At 72.7% G+C, this 17,028-nt stretch carries 13 protein-coding genes and 1 pseudogene; 7 read left to right on the plus strand and 7 right to left on the minus strand.

Annotated elements, in window-relative coordinates; all coding sequences use genetic code 11:
- Position 1: 1 nt before the first annotated feature.
- Positions 2-1,399: a purine-cytosine permease family protein gene (locus H0H10_RS22090; RefSeq protein ID WP_309141868.1), complete on the minus strand. Its 1,398-nt coding sequence runs from the start codon at positions 1,397-1,399 to the stop codon at positions 2-4.
- A 188-nt stretch (positions 1,400-1,587) separates the two neighbouring features.
- Here H0H10_RS22090 and H0H10_RS22095 point away from each other — a divergent pair, with 188 nt between their 5' ends.
- The 4 genes from H0H10_RS22095 to H0H10_RS22110 all read left to right on the plus strand — a co-directional run bounded on the left by H0H10_RS22095 (position 1,588) and on the right by H0H10_RS22110 (position 4,619).
- Entirely contained in the window at positions 1,588-2,193 is a 606-nt protein-coding gene (locus tag H0H10_RS22095; RefSeq protein WP_188182759.1) for a TetR/AcrR family transcriptional regulator, read from the plus strand.
- 145 nt (positions 2,194-2,338) lie between these two features.
- Positions 2,339-2,977, plus strand: a complete 639-nt coding sequence (locus H0H10_RS22100; RefSeq protein ID WP_188182760.1) for a TetR/AcrR family transcriptional regulator — start codon at positions 2,339-2,341, stop codon at positions 2,975-2,977.
- Between the two features lie 11 nt (positions 2,978-2,988).
- Positions 2,989-3,753, plus strand: a complete 765-nt coding sequence (locus H0H10_RS22105) for a glucose 1-dehydrogenase (protein ID WP_188182761.1) — start codon at positions 2,989-2,991, stop codon at positions 3,751-3,753.
- A gap of 194 nt (positions 3,754-3,947) precedes the next feature.
- Positions 3,948-4,619, plus strand: coding sequence for a CBS domain-containing protein (locus H0H10_RS22110; RefSeq protein ID WP_188182762.1), 672 nt, complete (start codon positions 3,948-3,950; stop codon positions 4,617-4,619).
- Between the two features lie 429 nt (positions 4,620-5,048).
- Here H0H10_RS22110 and sigJ read toward each other — a convergent pair.
- Positions 5,049-5,972: pseudogene (gene sigJ, locus H0H10_RS22115) on the minus strand (RNA polymerase sigma factor SigJ); the annotation flags it as partial.
- 181 nt (positions 5,973-6,153) lie between these two features.
- Here sigJ and H0H10_RS22120 point away from each other — a divergent pair.
- The 3 genes from H0H10_RS22120 to H0H10_RS40150 all read left to right on the plus strand — a co-directional run bounded on the left by H0H10_RS22120 (position 6,154) and on the right by H0H10_RS40150 (position 9,759).
- On the plus strand, positions 6,154-6,852 hold the full coding sequence (locus H0H10_RS22120; protein ID WP_188182763.1) for an NAD(P)-dependent oxidoreductase: 699 nt from the start codon (positions 6,154-6,156) through the stop codon (positions 6,850-6,852).
- Between the two features lie 152 nt (positions 6,853-7,004).
- Positions 7,005-8,705, plus strand: a complete 1,701-nt coding sequence (locus tag H0H10_RS22125; protein ID WP_188182764.1) for an amidohydrolase — start codon at positions 7,005-7,007, stop codon at positions 8,703-8,705.
- A gap of 49 nt (positions 8,706-8,754) precedes the next feature.
- Positions 8,755-9,759, plus strand: a complete 1,005-nt coding sequence (locus H0H10_RS40150) for a helix-turn-helix transcriptional regulator (RefSeq protein ID WP_223180205.1) — start codon at positions 8,755-8,757, stop codon at positions 9,757-9,759.
- A 196-nt stretch (positions 9,760-9,955) separates the two neighbouring features.
- Here the strand turns inward: H0H10_RS40150 and H0H10_RS22140 are convergent, their stop codons facing one another.
- From H0H10_RS22140 to H0H10_RS22160, 5 genes are all read right to left on the minus strand, one after another.
- Entirely contained in the window at positions 9,956-10,414 is a 459-nt protein-coding gene (locus H0H10_RS22140) for an SRPBCC family protein (RefSeq protein WP_188182765.1), read from the minus strand.
- 168 nt (positions 10,415-10,582) lie between these two features.
- Positions 10,583-12,751, minus strand: coding sequence for a glycoside hydrolase family 127 protein (locus tag H0H10_RS22145; protein WP_188182766.1), 2,169 nt, complete (start codon positions 12,749-12,751; stop codon positions 10,583-10,585).
- 103 nt (positions 12,752-12,854) lie between these two features.
- Positions 12,855-13,337 (minus strand): Ig-like domain-containing protein, encoded by a 483-nt coding sequence (locus tag H0H10_RS22150; protein ID WP_188182767.1) that lies wholly within the window; start codon positions 13,335-13,337, stop codon positions 12,855-12,857.
- Between the two features lie 246 nt (positions 13,338-13,583).
- Complete coding sequence (locus tag H0H10_RS22155) at positions 13,584-15,026, minus strand: hypothetical protein (RefSeq protein WP_188182768.1); 1,443 nt, start codon at positions 15,024-15,026, stop codon at positions 13,584-13,586.
- A gap of 21 nt (positions 15,027-15,047) precedes the next feature.
- A complete protein-coding gene (locus tag H0H10_RS22160; RefSeq protein WP_188182769.1) occupies positions 15,048-16,979 on the minus strand; it encodes a glycoside hydrolase family 127 protein in 1,932 nt (643 codons plus the stop codon).
- Positions 16,980-17,028 lie beyond the last annotated feature (49 nt).

Below are 17,028 nucleotides of genomic sequence, written 5' to 3' on the forward strand. Positions count from 1 at the left end.
TTCACCCGAAGGGGGTGTGCGGGGCGACCGTGCGCCGGGCGAGGAGCCAGTACACGCCGCCGGAGACGAGGGAGCCGAGGAGGGTCAGGTCGGCTCCGCCCAGCGGGGCCACCAGCGGCCCGGTCCACAGCTCCGAGTCGCAGGTGAGCGCGGCGAAGGCCATGCCGGCGAGCAGAGCCGCCGTACCGGCGGGGTGGTGGCCGGACCGGTACCAGTAGCCGCCGTCCCGTCCCGCGTGCAGAGCCGGCGCGTCGTAGCGGCAGCGGCGCATCAGCATGTCCGTGAGGAAGACTCCGCCCCAGGGCGCGAACACGATGATGAGCAGGGAGAGGAAGGACAGCAGCGAGCTGGTGAAGTCGGTGAGGAAGAGCGCGTACAGCGACCCTCCCGCGGTGACGGCGGCGCTGATGACGATGGCCCGGGAACGGCTCCAGGGGATGCCGAGCACCTGGAGGTTCAGGCTCGACGAGTAGAGCGTGATGATGGAGTTGGTCACGGAGCCGCCGAGGACGAGGGCGAGGAACAGCGGCTGGAACCAGCCCGGCAGCAGTGCCTCGGTGCCCGCCACGGCGTCGGTCATGTCCGTCTGGGTGGCCGCGGCCACGCCGGCGACGCCCAGGGCGACGGACGAGACGAAGCCTCCCAGGGCCCCGTACCAGGTGAGCGAACGCAGTGAGGTCGTTCTCGGCAGGTAGCGGGTGTAGTCGGCGGGCATGGGGACGTAGCTGAACGGACCGGCCAGCATGACCACGAAGGCCAGGCTCCACCCCGAGGCGCCGGGTGCGGCGGTCGTGCCGGTGCCGGTGTCGGCGCCGGGGAGCAGGAAGACCAGGAGGACCGCGAAGCCGGCGGCGAGGACGTAGGCGATCCAGCGCTCGGCGAACTGGACCGTGGCGTGCCCCCAGAGTGCGACGGCGAACGTCAGGGCGAGCGTCACGGCGAGCGCGAGGGCCCGCCCGACGTCGTCCGACGCCCACCCGAGGTCGGCGAAGAAGGCCTCCAGAGCGAGGGCGCCGACGACCGTGTTGACGATGGTGTAGCCGATGCCGACCACCCAGTTGAGCATCCCGGCCGGCCAGTTGCCGCGCACGCCGAACGCGGCGCGGGAGACGACCAGGGTGGCGGTGCCGGTGCGGACGCCGCTCAGCCCCGCCGCGCTGATGGCGAAGAACGACAGGCCCCCGGCGACGACGACGGCGGTCGCCTGCCAGAAGGACAGGCCGAAGGCGACGGCCAGGGCACCGTTGATGACGTACGTGAACGTGAGGTTGGAGCCGAACCAGAGCCAGAAGAGGTCCTTCGCGCCGCCGTGCCGCTCCTCGGCGGGAATGGGGTCGATGCCGTGCTTCTCCACCTGGAAGACCTGGTCGGTGGAGGCGCTTCCGTCGGCTGGTCTCACGCTCGTGTCCCGCTGAGCCATACGGCCCACCCCTCATCCGTGTGCGTCACCGGGCGGCCCCGATAGTTTGAACGCCGTTCTAGAGTTAGAACGGCATTCAAGATGCGCCCTGGATGTCCGGCCGTCAAGACCTCTGCCGAATCCGGCGGCTAAGGTCGTCCCCGGCCGCAGCGAGGAGGAGGCGTGACGTGGCAGCGACGGCGCGACGACGCGACGGGCTCGACGCCCAGGAGCGGATGCTGAAGGAGGCGATGGCGGCGATCGCCGAGGACGGGCTGGCCACGCTCACCATGTCCGCGCTCGCCAAGCGGCTCGGCACCAGCGGCGGGCACATCCTGTACTACTTCGGCAACAAGGACCGCCTGCTGCTGGAGGCGCTGCGCTGGAGCGAGAGCACACTGGCCGAGGAGCGCCGGGCCTTGCTCACGCGCCGGGTCGCCGCCGAGCGCAAACTCGACCTCTTCCTCCAGCTCTACCTTCCCGTCGGCCCGCGCGACCCGCGGTGGACCCTCTGGATCGAACTGTGGGCACGCACGGGGTCGAACGAGGACTTGCGCGCGGCCCAGGCCGAGATCGACGTCGGCTGGCAGGAGGACCTGGCGTCGCTCCTCGCCAAGGGTGTGCGCCAGGGCCGTTTCGCCGCCGGACTCGACACCGGCGCCGTGGCATCCCAACTGCTCGCACTGCTCGACGGGTTGAGCACCCGTGTCGTGCTCGGCCAGCACGGCGCCGATCGTGACGGCGCGCTGGACATGGCGCGCGCCGTGGCGGCACGGCTGGTGGAAAGAGCCTGACCGGAGGCCCGTCGGCGGGGCATGACCGGAGGCCACGTCGGCACGGCATGACCGGAGGTCCGTCGGCGGGGCCGGGCCACCGGGCGGCACGGCGGCGGGACGGTCCGCCGGTCCCGTTTCTAATGTCGAGCATTAGTATGGGTTCATGGCACGGAGGTCCGGACCCGAGACACGGGAGAAACTGATCCGCGCGGCGGAGGAGCTCTTCGCCGCGCAGGGCGTCCACGGCGCGCAGCTGCGGGACGTCGTGGCACTGGCGGGGCAGGGCAACCCGTCCGCCGTGCAGTACCACTTCGGCTCCCGCACGGGACTGCTCGACGCCGTCATGGCCGGCCGCCAGAGGCGCACCGAGCAGGTGCTCGGCCCACTCCTCGACGCCGCACCGGACGAGCTGCACGCGCTCGTCGGAGCACTGGTCACCGCGGAGGCGAGTGAGCTGCGCACCGACCGGGGCCGGCGCTGTCTGCGGATCTCCGCCCAGCTCAGTCATGAGAGCGGAGTCCGCACCCGCACCCCGCATCCCACGCTCGCCGGCACGGCCTACTGGCGCCTGATCGAGCGGATCGAGGCGTGCCTGGCCGGCGACGGACTGCCCGAGCCCCTGCTCCTGGAGCGCCTGGACCTGGCGCTGACGGTGGTGGGCGCGGCCATGGCGGACCGGGCCCGGCAGTACCTGGACGGCAGCGAACCCCTCACCGACGAGGCGCTCTTCCTCGCCGATCTGGTCGGGACCACCACCGCACTCCTCCGAGCCGCACGGCCCGGAGCCTCCGAACACCCCTGAAAGGACTTCTCATGAACGATCTCACCGGCAGGACCGTGCTCGTCACCGGCGGCGCCCGCGGGCTGGGCGCGGAGGCCGCCCGGCAGGCGGTGGCCGCCGGCGCGAACGTGGTGGTCACCGACGTGCTCGACGAGGACGGCAAGGCCACCGCCGAGGCACTGGGCGAGCGGGCACGCTTCGTCCACCACGACGTGACCAGCGAGGAGGAGTGGGCGGCGGCCGTCTCGTACGCCGTGACGGAGTTCGGCGCCCTGCACGGCCTGGTGAACAACGCGGGCATCTCCACCGGCAGCCTGCTGGAGGCCGAGTCCGTCGAGCACTTCCGCAAGGTCCTCGACACCAACCTGACCGGCGTCTTCATCGGCATGAAGGCCGTCATACCGGCGATGAAGGAGGCGGGCGGCGGCTCGATCGTCAACATCTCCTCCGCCGCCGGCCTGATGGGCCTGGCCCTGACGGCCGGTTACGGCGCCTCCAAGTGGGGCGTGCGCGGGCTGACGAAGATCGGTGCCGTGGAGCTCGGCACCGCGAAGATCCGCGTGAACTCCGTCCACCCGGGCATGACGTACACGCCGATGACCGCCGCCGTCGGCATCGAGCGCGGCGAGGGCAGGTACCCCAACACTCCGATGGGCCGGGTCGGCGAGGCGCACGAGATCGCCGGCGCGGTCGTCTTCCTGCTTTCGGACGCCGCCTCGTACGTGACGGGGGCGGAACTGGCCGTGGACGGCGGCTGGACCACGGGTCCGACGGTGAAGTACGTCATGGGCCAGTAGGCCTGCCCGGCTGCCCCGCCCCGCCCTGCCCCGGGGACCGGCATGGTCCGTTCGGGTGCATCTGGTCCCTGTGCACCGCCACCGTATGCACCGCCAGGTGACACGGGGCACCCCTGTGGCCCGCGGGACGTTCTCACATGGCAGGCAGCAAGGACGCCTGCCGGCGCGGGCCGGCAGCGGAGAGGAAGACCTTGATGAAGCACCAGAAGGTGGGCGATCTGATGAGCGACGCGGTGGTCCGCGTCCAGGGCGGGACGCCGTTCAAGGAAATCGCCCACCTGCTGCAGGAGTACGACATCACCGCGGTGCCCGTCGTCGACGAGGAGGACCGGCCGGTGGGGGTCGTGTCGGAGGCCGACCTCCTGCAGAAGATGTGGGGCGGCGAACCGGACCCGTCCCCCGGGCACGGGGAGGAGTCCCTGCCCATCGGTGCCAAGGCGTTCGCCACGGACGCGGCGGGGCTGATGACCTCGCCCGCCGTCTGCGCCCGGGAGGAGTGGAGCGTCGTCGACGCCGCCCGGGCGATGGCCCGGTACGGCATCAAGAGGCTCCTGGTGGTGGATGACGGAGGACGGCTGATCGGCGTCGTCAGCCGGAGCGACCTGCTGCGGGTGTTCCTGCGCAAGGACCGGGCGATCCGTACCGAGATCATCGAGGAGGCGCTGGTCAAGACCCTCGGGCTGGCACCGTCGTCGGTGCAGGTGGACGTGGCGCACGGGCATGTCGTCCTCAGCGGCCGGCTGCCGGAGCACGTGTCCGCCCCCGTACTGGAGGAGCTGTGCCGGCGCGTCGACGGCGTGGTCGCCGTGGAGTTCAGACCGGCGGGAGAGGCCGACGCCCACGGCTCCGCGTCCGGCGGCCACTGACCGCCCCGGGCGCGAGCTGCCGCGCCGTCGATCGGTGCCGGCACCGGCACCGATCGACGGCGCGGCTCACGAGCGCCCCGTCCGCCGTTCCGCCTCTCCTCGGCCCGAGTCCGGGGCCGGGGCTGAGGCCGGGGCCGGGGCTGAGGCCGGGTTCGGGGCTGAGGCCGGGTTCGGGGCTGAGGCCAGGTCCGAGGGTGCGGCCAGGCCCGAGGCTGAGGCATGGTCTGGGGCTGAGGCCAGGTCCGGGGCTGAGGCCGGGTTCGGGGCTGAGGCCGGGTTCGGGGCTGAGGCCGGGTCCGAGGGTGCGGCCAGGCCCGAGGCTGAGGCCAGGCCCGAGGCTGAGGCCGGGTCCGGTGCCGGGTCCGGGTCCGGGGCCGGTGCCGGAGCCGGGGCCGGGGCGGGAGCCGGGGCCGGGGCCCGATTCCCCGCCTCGTCGCGCAGTCCTGACAGCTTGTCCGGGTTCGTGACGAGATAGACGCCCGACACTCGCCCGTCCTCCGGGGTCAGGTCAACGACCATGACGGCGTACGGAGAGTCGCCGGTGAAGACCACCGCGGCGGGGTCCCCGTTCACGCTGCGGTACCGGACGTCCAGGCCCTCCGGCGGCCGGGACGCGTAGCCCGTCAGGGTGCGTGCGACCTTGTCGCGGCCGTGGATCGGGCGCAGGGCCGCGCGCGCCTTGCCGCCGCCGTCCGTCCACAGCGTCACCTCGGGGGCCAGGATCTCCATCAGGGCGGCCACGTCGCCGCCGAGCGCGGCGGCCACGAACCGCTCGGTGACCTGCTGCTGGACCTGCGGGCGGGTACGGAAGCGGGGGCGCCGGGCGTGGACGTGCGCGCGGGCCCGGCGGGAGAGCTGGCGCACGGCGGCAGGGGTGCGGTCGAGGATGCCGGCGATCTCCGTGTGGGCGTAGCCGAACACCTCGTTCAGGACGAACACCGCCCGCTCCAGGGGGCTCAGGGTCTCCAGGACCACGAGCAGCGCCATCGACACGGATTCGGTGCGCAGCGCCCTCTCCGCGGTGCCGGCCTCGTCCGTGGTGATCAGCGGCTCGGGCAGCCACGGTCCCATGTAGGTCTCACGGCGCCGCCTGATGCCGGCCCGCCGGGCGAGCGCGTGGTTGACCGCGACGCGCACGAGGTAGGCGCGCGGGTTGCCGATGCCGGCGGCCGGCTCGCGGCGCCTCCTGTCCGCCCACGACAGCCAGGACTCCTGGAGCACGTCCTCGGTGTCCGCGACACTGCCGAGCATGTTGTAGACGATCGAGAACAGCAGCTCGCGGTGGTCGACGAACACCCGTGTCGCCGCGTCCAGCGCGCTGTCCGCCACCGGGTTCTCCGGTCCCTCGGGCATGGCACACCTCCTGTCTCGGGCACTCCCCCTGAGATGCGGGACACCGCGAGGAGTGTGACATCCGCCCGCAGACTGTGCTCCACATCACATTCGGGCCGCCGGTGTCACACTCGACGGCCCACGGCACCTCCAGAGCGGCGACGCCGGAACAACGGCACGACCGATCCGGGAGGAGAACCACATGAAGCTCGTCGTCTTCGGGGCATCCGGACCCACCGGCCGGCTGACCACCGAACAGGCCCTCGCGCAGGGGCACACCGTCACGGCCGTCACACGCCGGCCCGACGCCTTCCCGCTGGAGCATCCGCTGCTGCACGTGACGGGCGCGGACGTGCACGACCCGGAGGCGGTCGAGCATGCCGTGGCGGGACAGGACGCGGTCGTCTCGACGCTCGGGGTGCCCTACGGCCGCGCCCCCGTGACGGTGTACTCGGACGGCGTCACGCACATCGCGCGGGCCATGACCCGGCACGGCGTGCGGCGCCTGGTCTGTGTGACGTCGACCGTGCTCTTCGACGTGCCCGCGCCGGGCGAGGGACTGCTCTTCCGCAAGGTGCTGGAGCCCTTCATCACCCGCTTCGTGGGCCGCACGGTGTACGACGACATGCGGCGCATGGAAGCGGTGCTCGCCGGCAGCGGCCACGACTGGACGGTGGTCCGCCCCGCCGGCCTCTTCGACACCGAGGCCGTCAGCGACTACCGGCTCGCCGAGGCGCGGCTGCCCGGCCGGTACACCGCGCGGTCCGACCTGGCGAGCGCGCTGCTGCGCCACGCGGTGGGCGACCTGCGCGGCCGCCATCTGCGCACGTTCGTCGACGTGCGCACCACTCAAGGCGTTCCCGGTCTGTTCGCCGTCCTCAGGAAGGAGGCGTTCGGGTAGGGCCCGGCGGGCCCCGCCCCTCGCGTATCGGCAGAACAACCGATGTGCCGGACCGGCTCCGGCGTGCACAGTCGTCTCGGCCCCGGCTGGTGACCGCGTTCCGACGTCTCGCCGGCCCGGGCGCACACCCGCGTGTACGAAGGGACCCACTCGTGTCTACCCACCCGGACCTGGTCTTCCTCAACGGTTCCGTGCTCACCGTCGACCCCCGTTTCACCGTCGCATCGGCCCTGGCCGTCACCGGCGGCCTGATCAGCGCTGTCGGCGACGACGAGGAGGTGTCGGCGAGCATCGGCCCCGGCACCCGGGTCGTCGACCTGAAGGGCGGCACGCTGCTCCCCGGCATCAACGACGCCCATCTGCACGGCTGCGCCTTCGGGATGACGACGCCTCCGCTGGCCCTCGACCTGAGTCACCCGGCCGTGACGTCCCTGGCCGACGTGGCGAAGAAGGTCGGGGAGGCGGCCGAACGCCTTCCGGCGGGTCAGTGGATCGTCGGGAACGGCTGGGACACCGGATACCTCGACGAGTGCGTGGCCGACCCGTCCCGTCAGCCGACCCGGTACGACCTCGATGCCGTGAGCCCGCATCACCCGGTCCTGCTGCACTCCTTCTCCGGCCACGCCAGCTGGGTCAACTCGGCGGCGCTGGCGCTCGCCGGCATCGACCGGCACACCGAGGTCCCGCCCGGATCGGTCATCGTCACCGACGAGGCCCAGGAGCCCACCGGGCTGCTGTACGAGGGGGCGCAGGAACTCGTCCAGCGGGTCCTGCCCGCCCTCTCCCCCGACGCACGCGCCGCCGCGGTCAAGTCGACGCTGGCCACGCTGGCCCGCCTCGGGATCACCAGTTACACCGAGCCCGGCCTCGGTCCCGGCGGCGACACCCTGAATCGCGGCGCCCTCGGCACCAGCACCTTCGACGTCTACCGGCAGCTGCTCGCGGACGGCGAACTGACCGCGCGGGTCAGCGTGCTGCTGCTGCCCACCGGCATGGCGGGCACCGCCGAGCAGTTCATCGCGGCGCTGGACGGGATCGACACGGCGGTCACCGATCCCCGACGGCTCAACGTCATCGGAGTGAAGCTGTTCGCCGACGGGATCGTGCCCAACAAGACGGCCTGGATGCACGAGCCCTACACGGGCGGCGGTTGCGGCTCCCTGTGCGTGGGGGGCGACACGGACGACGACCGAGTCGCCGAACTCCGGGCGATGATCCGGCACGCGCACGCGGCCGGGTACCAGCTGGGGGTCCACGTCACGGGTGACCGCGGGATCGACACCGTCGTCGACGCCTTCGCCTCGGCGATGGCCGAGCACCCGCGCCGCGACCCGCGGCACTACGTGATCCACGGTGACTTCCTCGGCGCGCGCAGCATGAAGACCCTCGCGGAGCACGGGTTCGGGGTCTGCATGAACCCCACGATCAAGTGGACCGTGGCCGACATGGAGGTGGAGTTCGTCGGGGCCGAACGCGCCGCCTACGCCTGGCCCTACCGGGACGCCGTCACCGCCGGTGTCACCGTGACCAGCGGTTCGGACGCCCCCGTGACCTTCCCCGACTGGCGTCAGGGCATCGCGACGATGCTGCTGCGCGAGGCGAAGGCCAGCGGCCGGGTCAGCGGTCCCGACCAGCGGATCGGACTCCCGGAGGCAGTGCGCACCTACACCATCGACCCCGCCTGGCAGGACTTCGCCGACGACTGGAAGGGCAGCCTGGAGGTCGGCAAGGTCGCCGACCTGTGCGTCCTCGACGGGGACCTGCTGACAGCCGATCCCCACGACATCCCGCACATGCCGGTGCTGCTCACCGCCGTCGGCGGCGAGATCGTGCACGACGCGCTGAGCGACTGACCGCGAACGGCCGTTTGACTGCGAACAGCCGTTTGATCATCCTGGCGGCATGGGAACCGAGCGGAGCACGACCGATGTCCTGGACGCCGCCCTGCGGGTACGCCGGGCGGCGACGGAGACCTCGGGGCGGTCCGGCGGTGACGCCGGAGATGTGCTGGAGGCGTTGTCCGGCGTGATCGACTACGACCACGCCTCCCTGTCCCGCTGGGATCCGCTGCACCGGCGGCACGAGACGCTGGCGAGCAGCTATCCGCCCGACACCACGGCGTACATCGAGACACGGCTCCACGACGACCCGGTCTTCTCCTCGATCCGGCGCCGGGACGGGGGCCCGCTGTGGCTCCGGGACGTGCCGGGGCCCGTACGGCTGACCTCTCCCGGTTTCCGGGAGGAACTCCAGCCGCTGGGCATCGAGGACGGAGTGGCGCACTGCCTCTTCTCCCCGGACGGCAGGTACGTCGGCGTGCTGAACGTGAGCACGAGGCGGGTGCAGCAGCGGCGGCATCCGGCGCGGGCCGTGGTGCCGCTGCTCACGGAGTGCCTGGCGTGGGTCGCGGATCCGGTGACCGGAACGGGTGCGGACCCGGCGGCCGAGGCCGACGGGTCCGCGGCGGCGGTCTGCGCGGTGGCTCTGGCGGACGGCCCGCCGACCGCCCCGGCGCCGATCAGCGGGAGCGTTCCGCCCGAGCTGGCGGACGCCGACTCCCCGCTGACGAGGCTCGTACGGGACGCCGTGACCCGCCGCTCGCTTCCCGTGACGCTCCTGGTCCCGCTGGAGGGGAGGCTGCTCGAACTGCGGCTGACGCGCCGGAACGCGTCGACCGTCGTCGTCTGCCGCGAGGTCGCCTGCCACGCCGGGCTGTCCCCGCGCGAACTCCAGGTCCTGGCCGAGCTCACCCACGGCCGTACCAACCGGGAGATCGCGGAGCGACTGTTCGTCACCCCCCGGACCGTCGCGACCCACATCGAGCACATCCTCACCAAGCTCACGCTGCCCAACCGGGCCGCCGCCGCGGGCCGCGCCGCCTCCTGGGGCGTCGAGCCCCCGCCGTGATCGCGGGGTGCCGGCGGAAGGTATTCCAGGTTGTTCGTGTGCAGCGGCAACGCCGAATGGCTGCCGGCCCCGGCGAAGCCAGCGGTGACCCGGCCGACCGCGCCCTGGTGGGCGCCCGGCGGCGGTCAGCCGCACCGACCTGGTCGTCCGGTCGAAGAGCCTGACCCGGCCGTGCCACCCGGCCGCCGCGCTCCGTTCACACGGATGCCGCGAGTGCTCCCCCGTGCTCTCGTACCGCGATCCGGGCCAGCTTCGTCAGCATCATGCCGTTGCGGACCGCGACGAGGTAGTCCACGGGGAGACCGTGCATCCGGGTACCGGGCCCCCGCAGGGCGTGCCAGTCCAGGATGAACAGGGTGTGCTCGCCCCAGGGCAGCAGGTTCATGGCGATGCGGGCCGCGCCGAAGGGGTCGGCCTTCGCCTCCAGCTCCAGCCGGCGCCGCGGTTCGCAGATGCGGACGACGCAGGTGTCGTCGAGGGTCACGGGGCCGACCCCGACCCGGACCTGGAGGCGCGCGCCCACTTCGGGCCAGTGCGGGTCCGCCGCGAGGATCCGCTGGGTGCCCGACACCCATTCTCCGTAGCGGCGGCCGTCGGACAGCAGGTTCCAGACCTCGGCGGGTGAGCTCAGGATCAGACGGCGGTTCCTGGCCATGCTGAAACGCTCCTTCCGGAGGCCTGCGGACAGGGGGCGGTGCCGGCGGCGTGAGCGTCCCGTTCCGGACCGCTCACCTGCCCGGCGTGCTCCCGACACTAGCCGCGCGGTACGCCTCGGGCACCCGCAGCCGCTGGGCTGACCCGCCATGCGGGTCCCTGCGGCGGTTCAGTCGAATCGGGCGCGTTCGGCGGCCGCGACCACCTCCTCCCGTTCGGCCCGGCTCAGCAGGCCCTCGGCCAGCCACTGCCCGCTCAGCCGCCGCACCGCGCGGACCAGTTCGCCGTGCGAGGCGAAGGGTGACCGGGCCCAGAGCGCGTCCAGGAAGGTGCGCCCGCCGGCCGTGCGGCGGTTGGGGACGCCGGTCCTCTCGCCCCGGAAGACGATCTCCGGCTCCGACCGGCGGAAGTAGGCGTGGTACGGCGTGGTGTCACCGAGGTGGAACGGCGCCAGGGTCGTGCCGTCGAGGGTGAAGTGCAGGGGCTCGTTAGCCGGCCGGACCACGGCGGACAGATCGCCGCCGAGCGGGAGGCGGGAGTACAGCGAGACCTCGCGCAGTTCGCGTTCCCCGCTGTGGGCGGCGAGCAGCACGGGACCGTGGAAGAGGGACTGGACGTCCGGGTCGTCGGGCGCCTGCTCGACGCGCAGGCGCAGCGGCAGCGTCACGTCGACGACGTCGCCGGGCGACCACGTGCGGCGCAGGGAGAGGTAGGTGCCCGGCCTGGCCACCCCGCCCCGGCGGGATCCGTTGACCTCGACCGTGAACCCGTCCCCGGCCCACGACGGCACGCGCAGCCGCAGGTCGAAGCGGCCGCCCCGGCCGCCTATGGTGATGCGGCTGCTCCCCTCGTACGGGTAGCGGGTCTCCTGGGTGACGGTGAGACCGCGCTCCCGCCAGTGGAGGGTGGAGGCGAGGTACAGGTTGACGTAGAGCGCCCGGGCGTCGGCCGAGCGGAAGTACACCGACTCCTGGTACTTGGTGTGGTTCTCCATGCCGGTGCCGCCGCAGCAGGTGCCGGTGTTGCCGAACTCGCGTCGGGTGCCGGGGCCCTGGCCGACGAAGTAGGTCACGAGCGGGGACCGGGTGCTGTGGGTGTCCTGGCGTGAGCCGAGGATGTGGTTGTACAGACCGCGCTCGTAGAAGTCCATGTAGGCGGCGTCCGGCTCGTGCAGGAAGAGGTACCGGGTGAGCTTGAGCATGTTGTACGTGGCGCAGGTCTCGGCGTTGTTGTCGGCGAGGGTGGCGGCGATGGCGTCGCGGGCGCGGAACATCTCGCCCTGGCCGGTGCCGCCGAGGGCGTAGGTGTGGTGGCCCGTGACCATGTGCCAGAAGTTCTCCGCCGCCTCGCGGTACGGGGACGCCTCGGCCCGCGGGTCCTGGTCGTGGATGCGGAGGTAGCCGGAGAACTGCGGGATGTGCTGGTTGGCATGCTTGCCGTCGAGTGTGTCCCGGCCGTCCGCGCAGTCCTTGAGCAGCTGGGTGTTGTCGAAGCAGCGTGCCGTGGTGAGGTACTCGGGCTTGCCCGTGAGCGCGTGCAGGTCGGCCATCACCTCGTTCATGCCGCCGTACTCGCCAGCGATGTAGATCGACCACATGCGGTCCAGCTGTTCGCGCGGCAGGCGGGAGAGGCGGCTGTGCACCCAGTCGCCCATGCCGGTGACGATCGTCAGGGCCTGGGCGCTGCCGGCGAGGGTGTGGGCGTCCAGCAGTCCTCTCATGATCTTGTGGCAGGTGTAGTACGGGGCCCAGATGGTGGGGTAGGTCGTGTACTGCTCCAGGAGCTCGAACTGGGTTTCCGGGTAGGCGGCGAGGAAGCCCGGGTGGCTGCCGGCGCCGGACGCGGCCAGCGCCGCCTGGCACTCGCCGAGGCCGGTCACGAGGTCGTCCAGCTTGTCGCGGAAGAAGGCGTCGCCCGTGCTCGCGTACGCCTGGGCGATCAGGGTGAGGAAGTGCCCCGCGTAGTGCCCGCGCAGGTTTCCGTCCTCGGTCTCCCAGCCGCCGGGGGCCTGGGCGCCGCGGGTGTCGAGCCCGGCGTTGGCGCGGAACACGGCGAGGATCCGGTCGGCGGGGTAGGCGCGGGCGTACGCGAGCATCAGGTCGCGCTTGTCGCGGAAGACACCGGCTCCGAGTTCCACGGCGTTCAGGGGGAAGGGGTGGGCGTTCCACGTCGCGGGGGCGGGCAGGGACCCGGCGGGTGCTGCCGACGACGCCGCCGCGGACGCCGCCGCGGCGCGTGCCGGGCCGGCGAGGGGCAGGGCGGTCAGCGCGGGGGCCGCGGCCAGTGCGGTCGTGGTGGCCAGGAGTCGGCGGCGTGAGAGAGGGCTCTGCTCGGTCATCGTGCGGCTCTCCTTCGGTGTAGGGGGACCCGGACGGACGGCCTGGGACGTGGCCGTCCGTCCGGGCGTTCACGGGGGTGCTGCGGGGGGCTCGTGGGGCCGCTCACTCCGTCACGGTCACCGTCGCCAGTGCCTGCCGGTCGGTGCCCGCCACCGTGCCGGTGACCGGGAAGGTGCCCGGCTGTGCGTAGCTCTCGGGGTCGACGGGATCCCAGTCCACGGCGATCCGGCTGTCCTTGGAGCCGTCGTTGTAGGTGGCGGTGACCGTGGGCGGCAGCGGGGGCGGCGTGCCCGCGCGGGTGCGGACGGACTCCTCGGCGAGGCTGGTGATCTGCACGGCGTCGCTGACGCGCACCCACACCGTCGCCGTCACCGGCAGCGACGTCTGCCAGGCGATGCCCGTGACCTCGACGCCGGTGCCGCCCTGGGACACCTGCTCCTCGGTGATCTCCGGCCAGACGACCGGTGTGCGCAGCAGGGAACCGTCGGCGTACCGGAGGGTGACCTCGCCGGGGAGTGCGGGGACGGTGCCCCGGGGCGTCGGAACGTGTGTCTCGCGGACGGATTCGGCGGGTTCGGCGTTCACCTTCCACTCCTGGACGCCCAGGGACAGGCCGGGGTGGCCGGTGAGCAGCGCTCGGACCCGGGTGGTGGTGACCGGTTCGAAGGTGGTCGCGTTGTAGGTGTCGGCCTCGGTGCCGTAGTGGCTCGCGCCGTCGACGTCGCGCCAGCCCGACGCCGTCCCAGTACTGGATCTTCCAGGTGGCGGGCACCCCGACGCCGTCGGGGTCCCCGGGGGCGGCGTCGCGGAAGAAGTACATGTCGGAGCTGCTCACCCGCACCGGGTCGTCCCAGGTGTACTGCACCCACTGCGTGCCCTCCTCGGGCCAGCTGCCCCAGCGCGGGGTGTCGGCGGAGGACGCGGGTTCCTTGCCGTCGTTGACCGCGTCGACGGACTCCCAGCCCGAGGTGTGGGAGGCGGTGGGTTTCGCGAACGGTGCGAGGTTGAGTCCCAGGCGGCCTCGGAGAGGTACTGGGTGTAGCTGTTGGACCAGTTCTCCGGGTCACCCGGGTTGTCGGTGTACTTGCCGCTCCTGGAGACCTCGCCGGCCGAGACCCAGGGGCCGTACGAGTAGGCGGGGTCGCGCAGGTACTTGAGGTCCTCGGTGAACATGCCGACGGTGAGCGCGATGGCGTTGTTGTAGCCGAGGACGCCCTCCATGGAGGTGGGGAACTGGTAGTCGCTGCCCGGGATGTCCGCGTCGAGGTGGTTGTAGCGCAGCAGCCACCAGCGGTAGTAGACGGACTTCTCGATGTTGTCGTCGGGCAGGTCGGTGTACGGCAGGTTCTCCGCCCACCACCGGTTGTAGGCGCGTACGTGGGTGCGGAAGGCGGCTGCCGCCCCCTCGCCGCGCACCTTGCGGTACTCCGTCAGCGAGTGAGGCAGTTCCTCGGTGACGAAGCCCAGCTGCACCTTCGCGGTCGCGCCGGCGCCGGCGGGGACGGTGAGCGTGCGTGTCAGCGCGCCGCCGTCGGGCCGCATGCCGTCGCCGGACAGGCGGGGGTAGACGGTGGTGAGGTCGTTCTTCGCCGAGACGGTTCCGGTCAGTTCGCGGCCGTCCGCCGTCGTGGTGTAGGGGGAGGCGGCGGTGAGGGCGAAACTGCGCTCCGCCGTACCCGAGTTGGTGATGGTGAGGCTGGTGACGGCCACGTTCTCGTGGGTGATGAACTTCGTCTGGACCACCCGCAGGCCGCCGCTGCCGTCCTCGGGCAGGAAGGTGCTCCTCCAGTGACTCGGGGTCTGCATGCGGGCCCCGACGTCCTCCTTCAGAGCGACGCGGCGGCCGTTCTCGCTGAGGGTGAGGGTGTACGCGGAGCGGTCGTCGATGCTCTCCCAGTACGCCGCCTTCCCGGCGAAGCCGAGCTCGGCCGGGTCGTGTTCCTTCATGAACACCGAGCGGCCCCGGGTCATCAGCCAGTCGCCGGAGGGGTCGGCGCCGCGCCGGGCGAGCATGCGGTCCATGAAGAAGTCGGTGCCGTCACCGTGCTGGAGGTCGGCCTCGTACTGGGCCTTCAGGGTGTGGTGGGTGCGGAATCCCGCGGGGAGGCCGGGGACGGGGTCGGCGGTGCCGGCGTAGACCGGGTAGCCGATCGCGGAGTTGGGCCGGGTGGGATCGTCCGCGGCGGCCGGGGTGGCCTGCGCCGTCGTGAGCAGCAGGCCGGCGGCGACGGCCAGGGCGAGGCCCGCCCGGCGCGCTCTTCGGTGGTCGTGCACGCTGCCTCCAGGGGTGGGGTGTCAGGTGCGGGCCGGGCCGGTGGCGGGCAGCCACACACGCATGGTGGAGGGGCCGCGGCTGGCCCGGGCGTGGTACGGGGTCAGCAGGAGCTCCGCCTCCCGCAGGCGGGGTTCGGGGGCGTCCGCCGGCGCGGTGTACGGCCAGGGCGCGTCCGTGACGCCGTCGACGAGCCGGCCCGCGACGACGACGCTACCGTCGCCCTCGGCCGCGTCCTGGGGCGGCACGGTCCCGTCGACGGCGACCGCGTCCACGTCCCGGTCGTCGGGCAGGTCCACGGACTCCAGGCACAGCACCAGCGGACCGCGTTCGACGGCGAGTTGTCCGCGCAGGGCGTCCACGCGCCGGTCCGCCGTGGTCCAGCGTGGCTCCATGGGCAGGTGGAGCCGTATCTCGTCGCCGGGGGCGAAGGTACGGGTCACCTCGACGGTGCCGGGTGCGGCGGGGCGGCGGTGCCCGTCCGGTTCGGTGACGTGGGCGCCGTGCGCCCAGGCGGGGACGCGCAGGGTGAGGGTCCAGGGCCGGCCGGTGGCCCGCGTGACGCGGAGCGTGATCCCGCCGTCGTACGGGTAACCGGTGCGCATCTCGACGCCGACCCGCCCGGACCGCGGCAGTTCGGTGTCGAGGTCCGCGTCGGCGTACTGGTGGATCTGCAGTCCGTCCGGGTCGCGGGTGGCCACGCAGGTGCCCAGCGTGGCCAGGGTGCGGGCCACGTTGGTGGGGCAGCAGGACACCGCGAACCAGGGGGCGCGCAGGCCGGCGGCGGCCCGGGGGCTCTGCGCGGCCGCGTCCGGCTCGGCGCCACGGCGTCGCTGGTGGAGGGTGTTGGCGTAGAAGAAGGAACGTCCGTCGTCCGCGGGTGAGGCGGCGACGACGTTGTACAGGGTGCGTTCCACCAGATCGGCGTAGCGTGGGTGCCCGGTGGCCAGGAGGAGGCGCTGGGCCAGCATGACGGAGGCCACGCCCGCGCAGGTCTCGGCGTAGGCCCGGTCCGGGGGCAGGACGAAGTCGTCGCCGAACGACTCGTCCATGTGGTGCGAGCCCATGCCGCCGGTGAGGTGGGTCCGGCGGGCGACCGTCGCCTCCCACTGCCGTACGACCGCGGCGAGCAGTTCGTCGTCACCGCGTTCCACCGCCACGTCCACGGCACCCGCCGCGAGGTAGAGGGCCCGCACGGCGTGGCCCCGGAGGACGCCGGCCTCGCGGACGGGCGTGTCGTCCTGGAAGTAGGCGCGGCCGAAGGCGATGTCGGCGAGGGAGCGCCGGCCGCGCCGGTCGATGAAGAAGGCGGCCTGGTCGAGGTAGCGGGAGTCGCCGGTGAGCCGGGACAGTTCCACCAGGGCGGTCTCGATCTCGGGGTGGCCGCAGACCCGTTCGATGCCGCCCGGGCCGAAGACGTCGCGGACGTGGTCGGCGGCGCGCACGGCGATCCGGGTGAGGGCTCCCTCGCCGCGGGCGCGGGCCTGGGCGATGCCTGCCTGGATCAGGTGGCCGTAGCAGTACAGTTCGTGGCCCCATTCGAGGTCGCTGTACCGGGCGGCCTGTCCGGGGCCGCCGAAGGCGGTGTTCAGATAGCCGTCGCCCGTCTGGGCGCCGGCGATGACGGCGGTGACCTCGTCGACGACGGCGTCCAGGGCGGTGTCGTCGCGGCGGCCCGCCTCCCACGCCATGGCCTCCAGGAGCTTGTAGACGTCGGAGTCGGCGAAGACCGGGCCGCGCCGGTCACGGTGGGCACGGCCCTCGGCGGCGGCTCGGAAGTTGTCGATCCAGCCGCACTTGCGCACCCAGGCCAGGCAGTGGTCGAGCGTGGCGGTGGCGTTGACGTGCTGTCGGTGCGCCCAGAAGCCGCCGGTCAGGCGCACCTCGTCCAGACCGAGGGGGCGCAGCCGGCCGCGGCCGGGCAGCAGCGGGGCGGGGCGGGAGGGCAGGGGCATGCGGTGGGCCTTTCGCAGGGGGGCGGCGGACGTGCGCAGGGGAGCGGCT

Source organism: Streptomyces griseicoloratus (assembly GCF_014534645.1).
Lineage (GTDB): Bacteria > Actinomycetota > Actinomycetes > Streptomycetales > Streptomycetaceae > Streptomyces > Streptomyces griseicoloratus.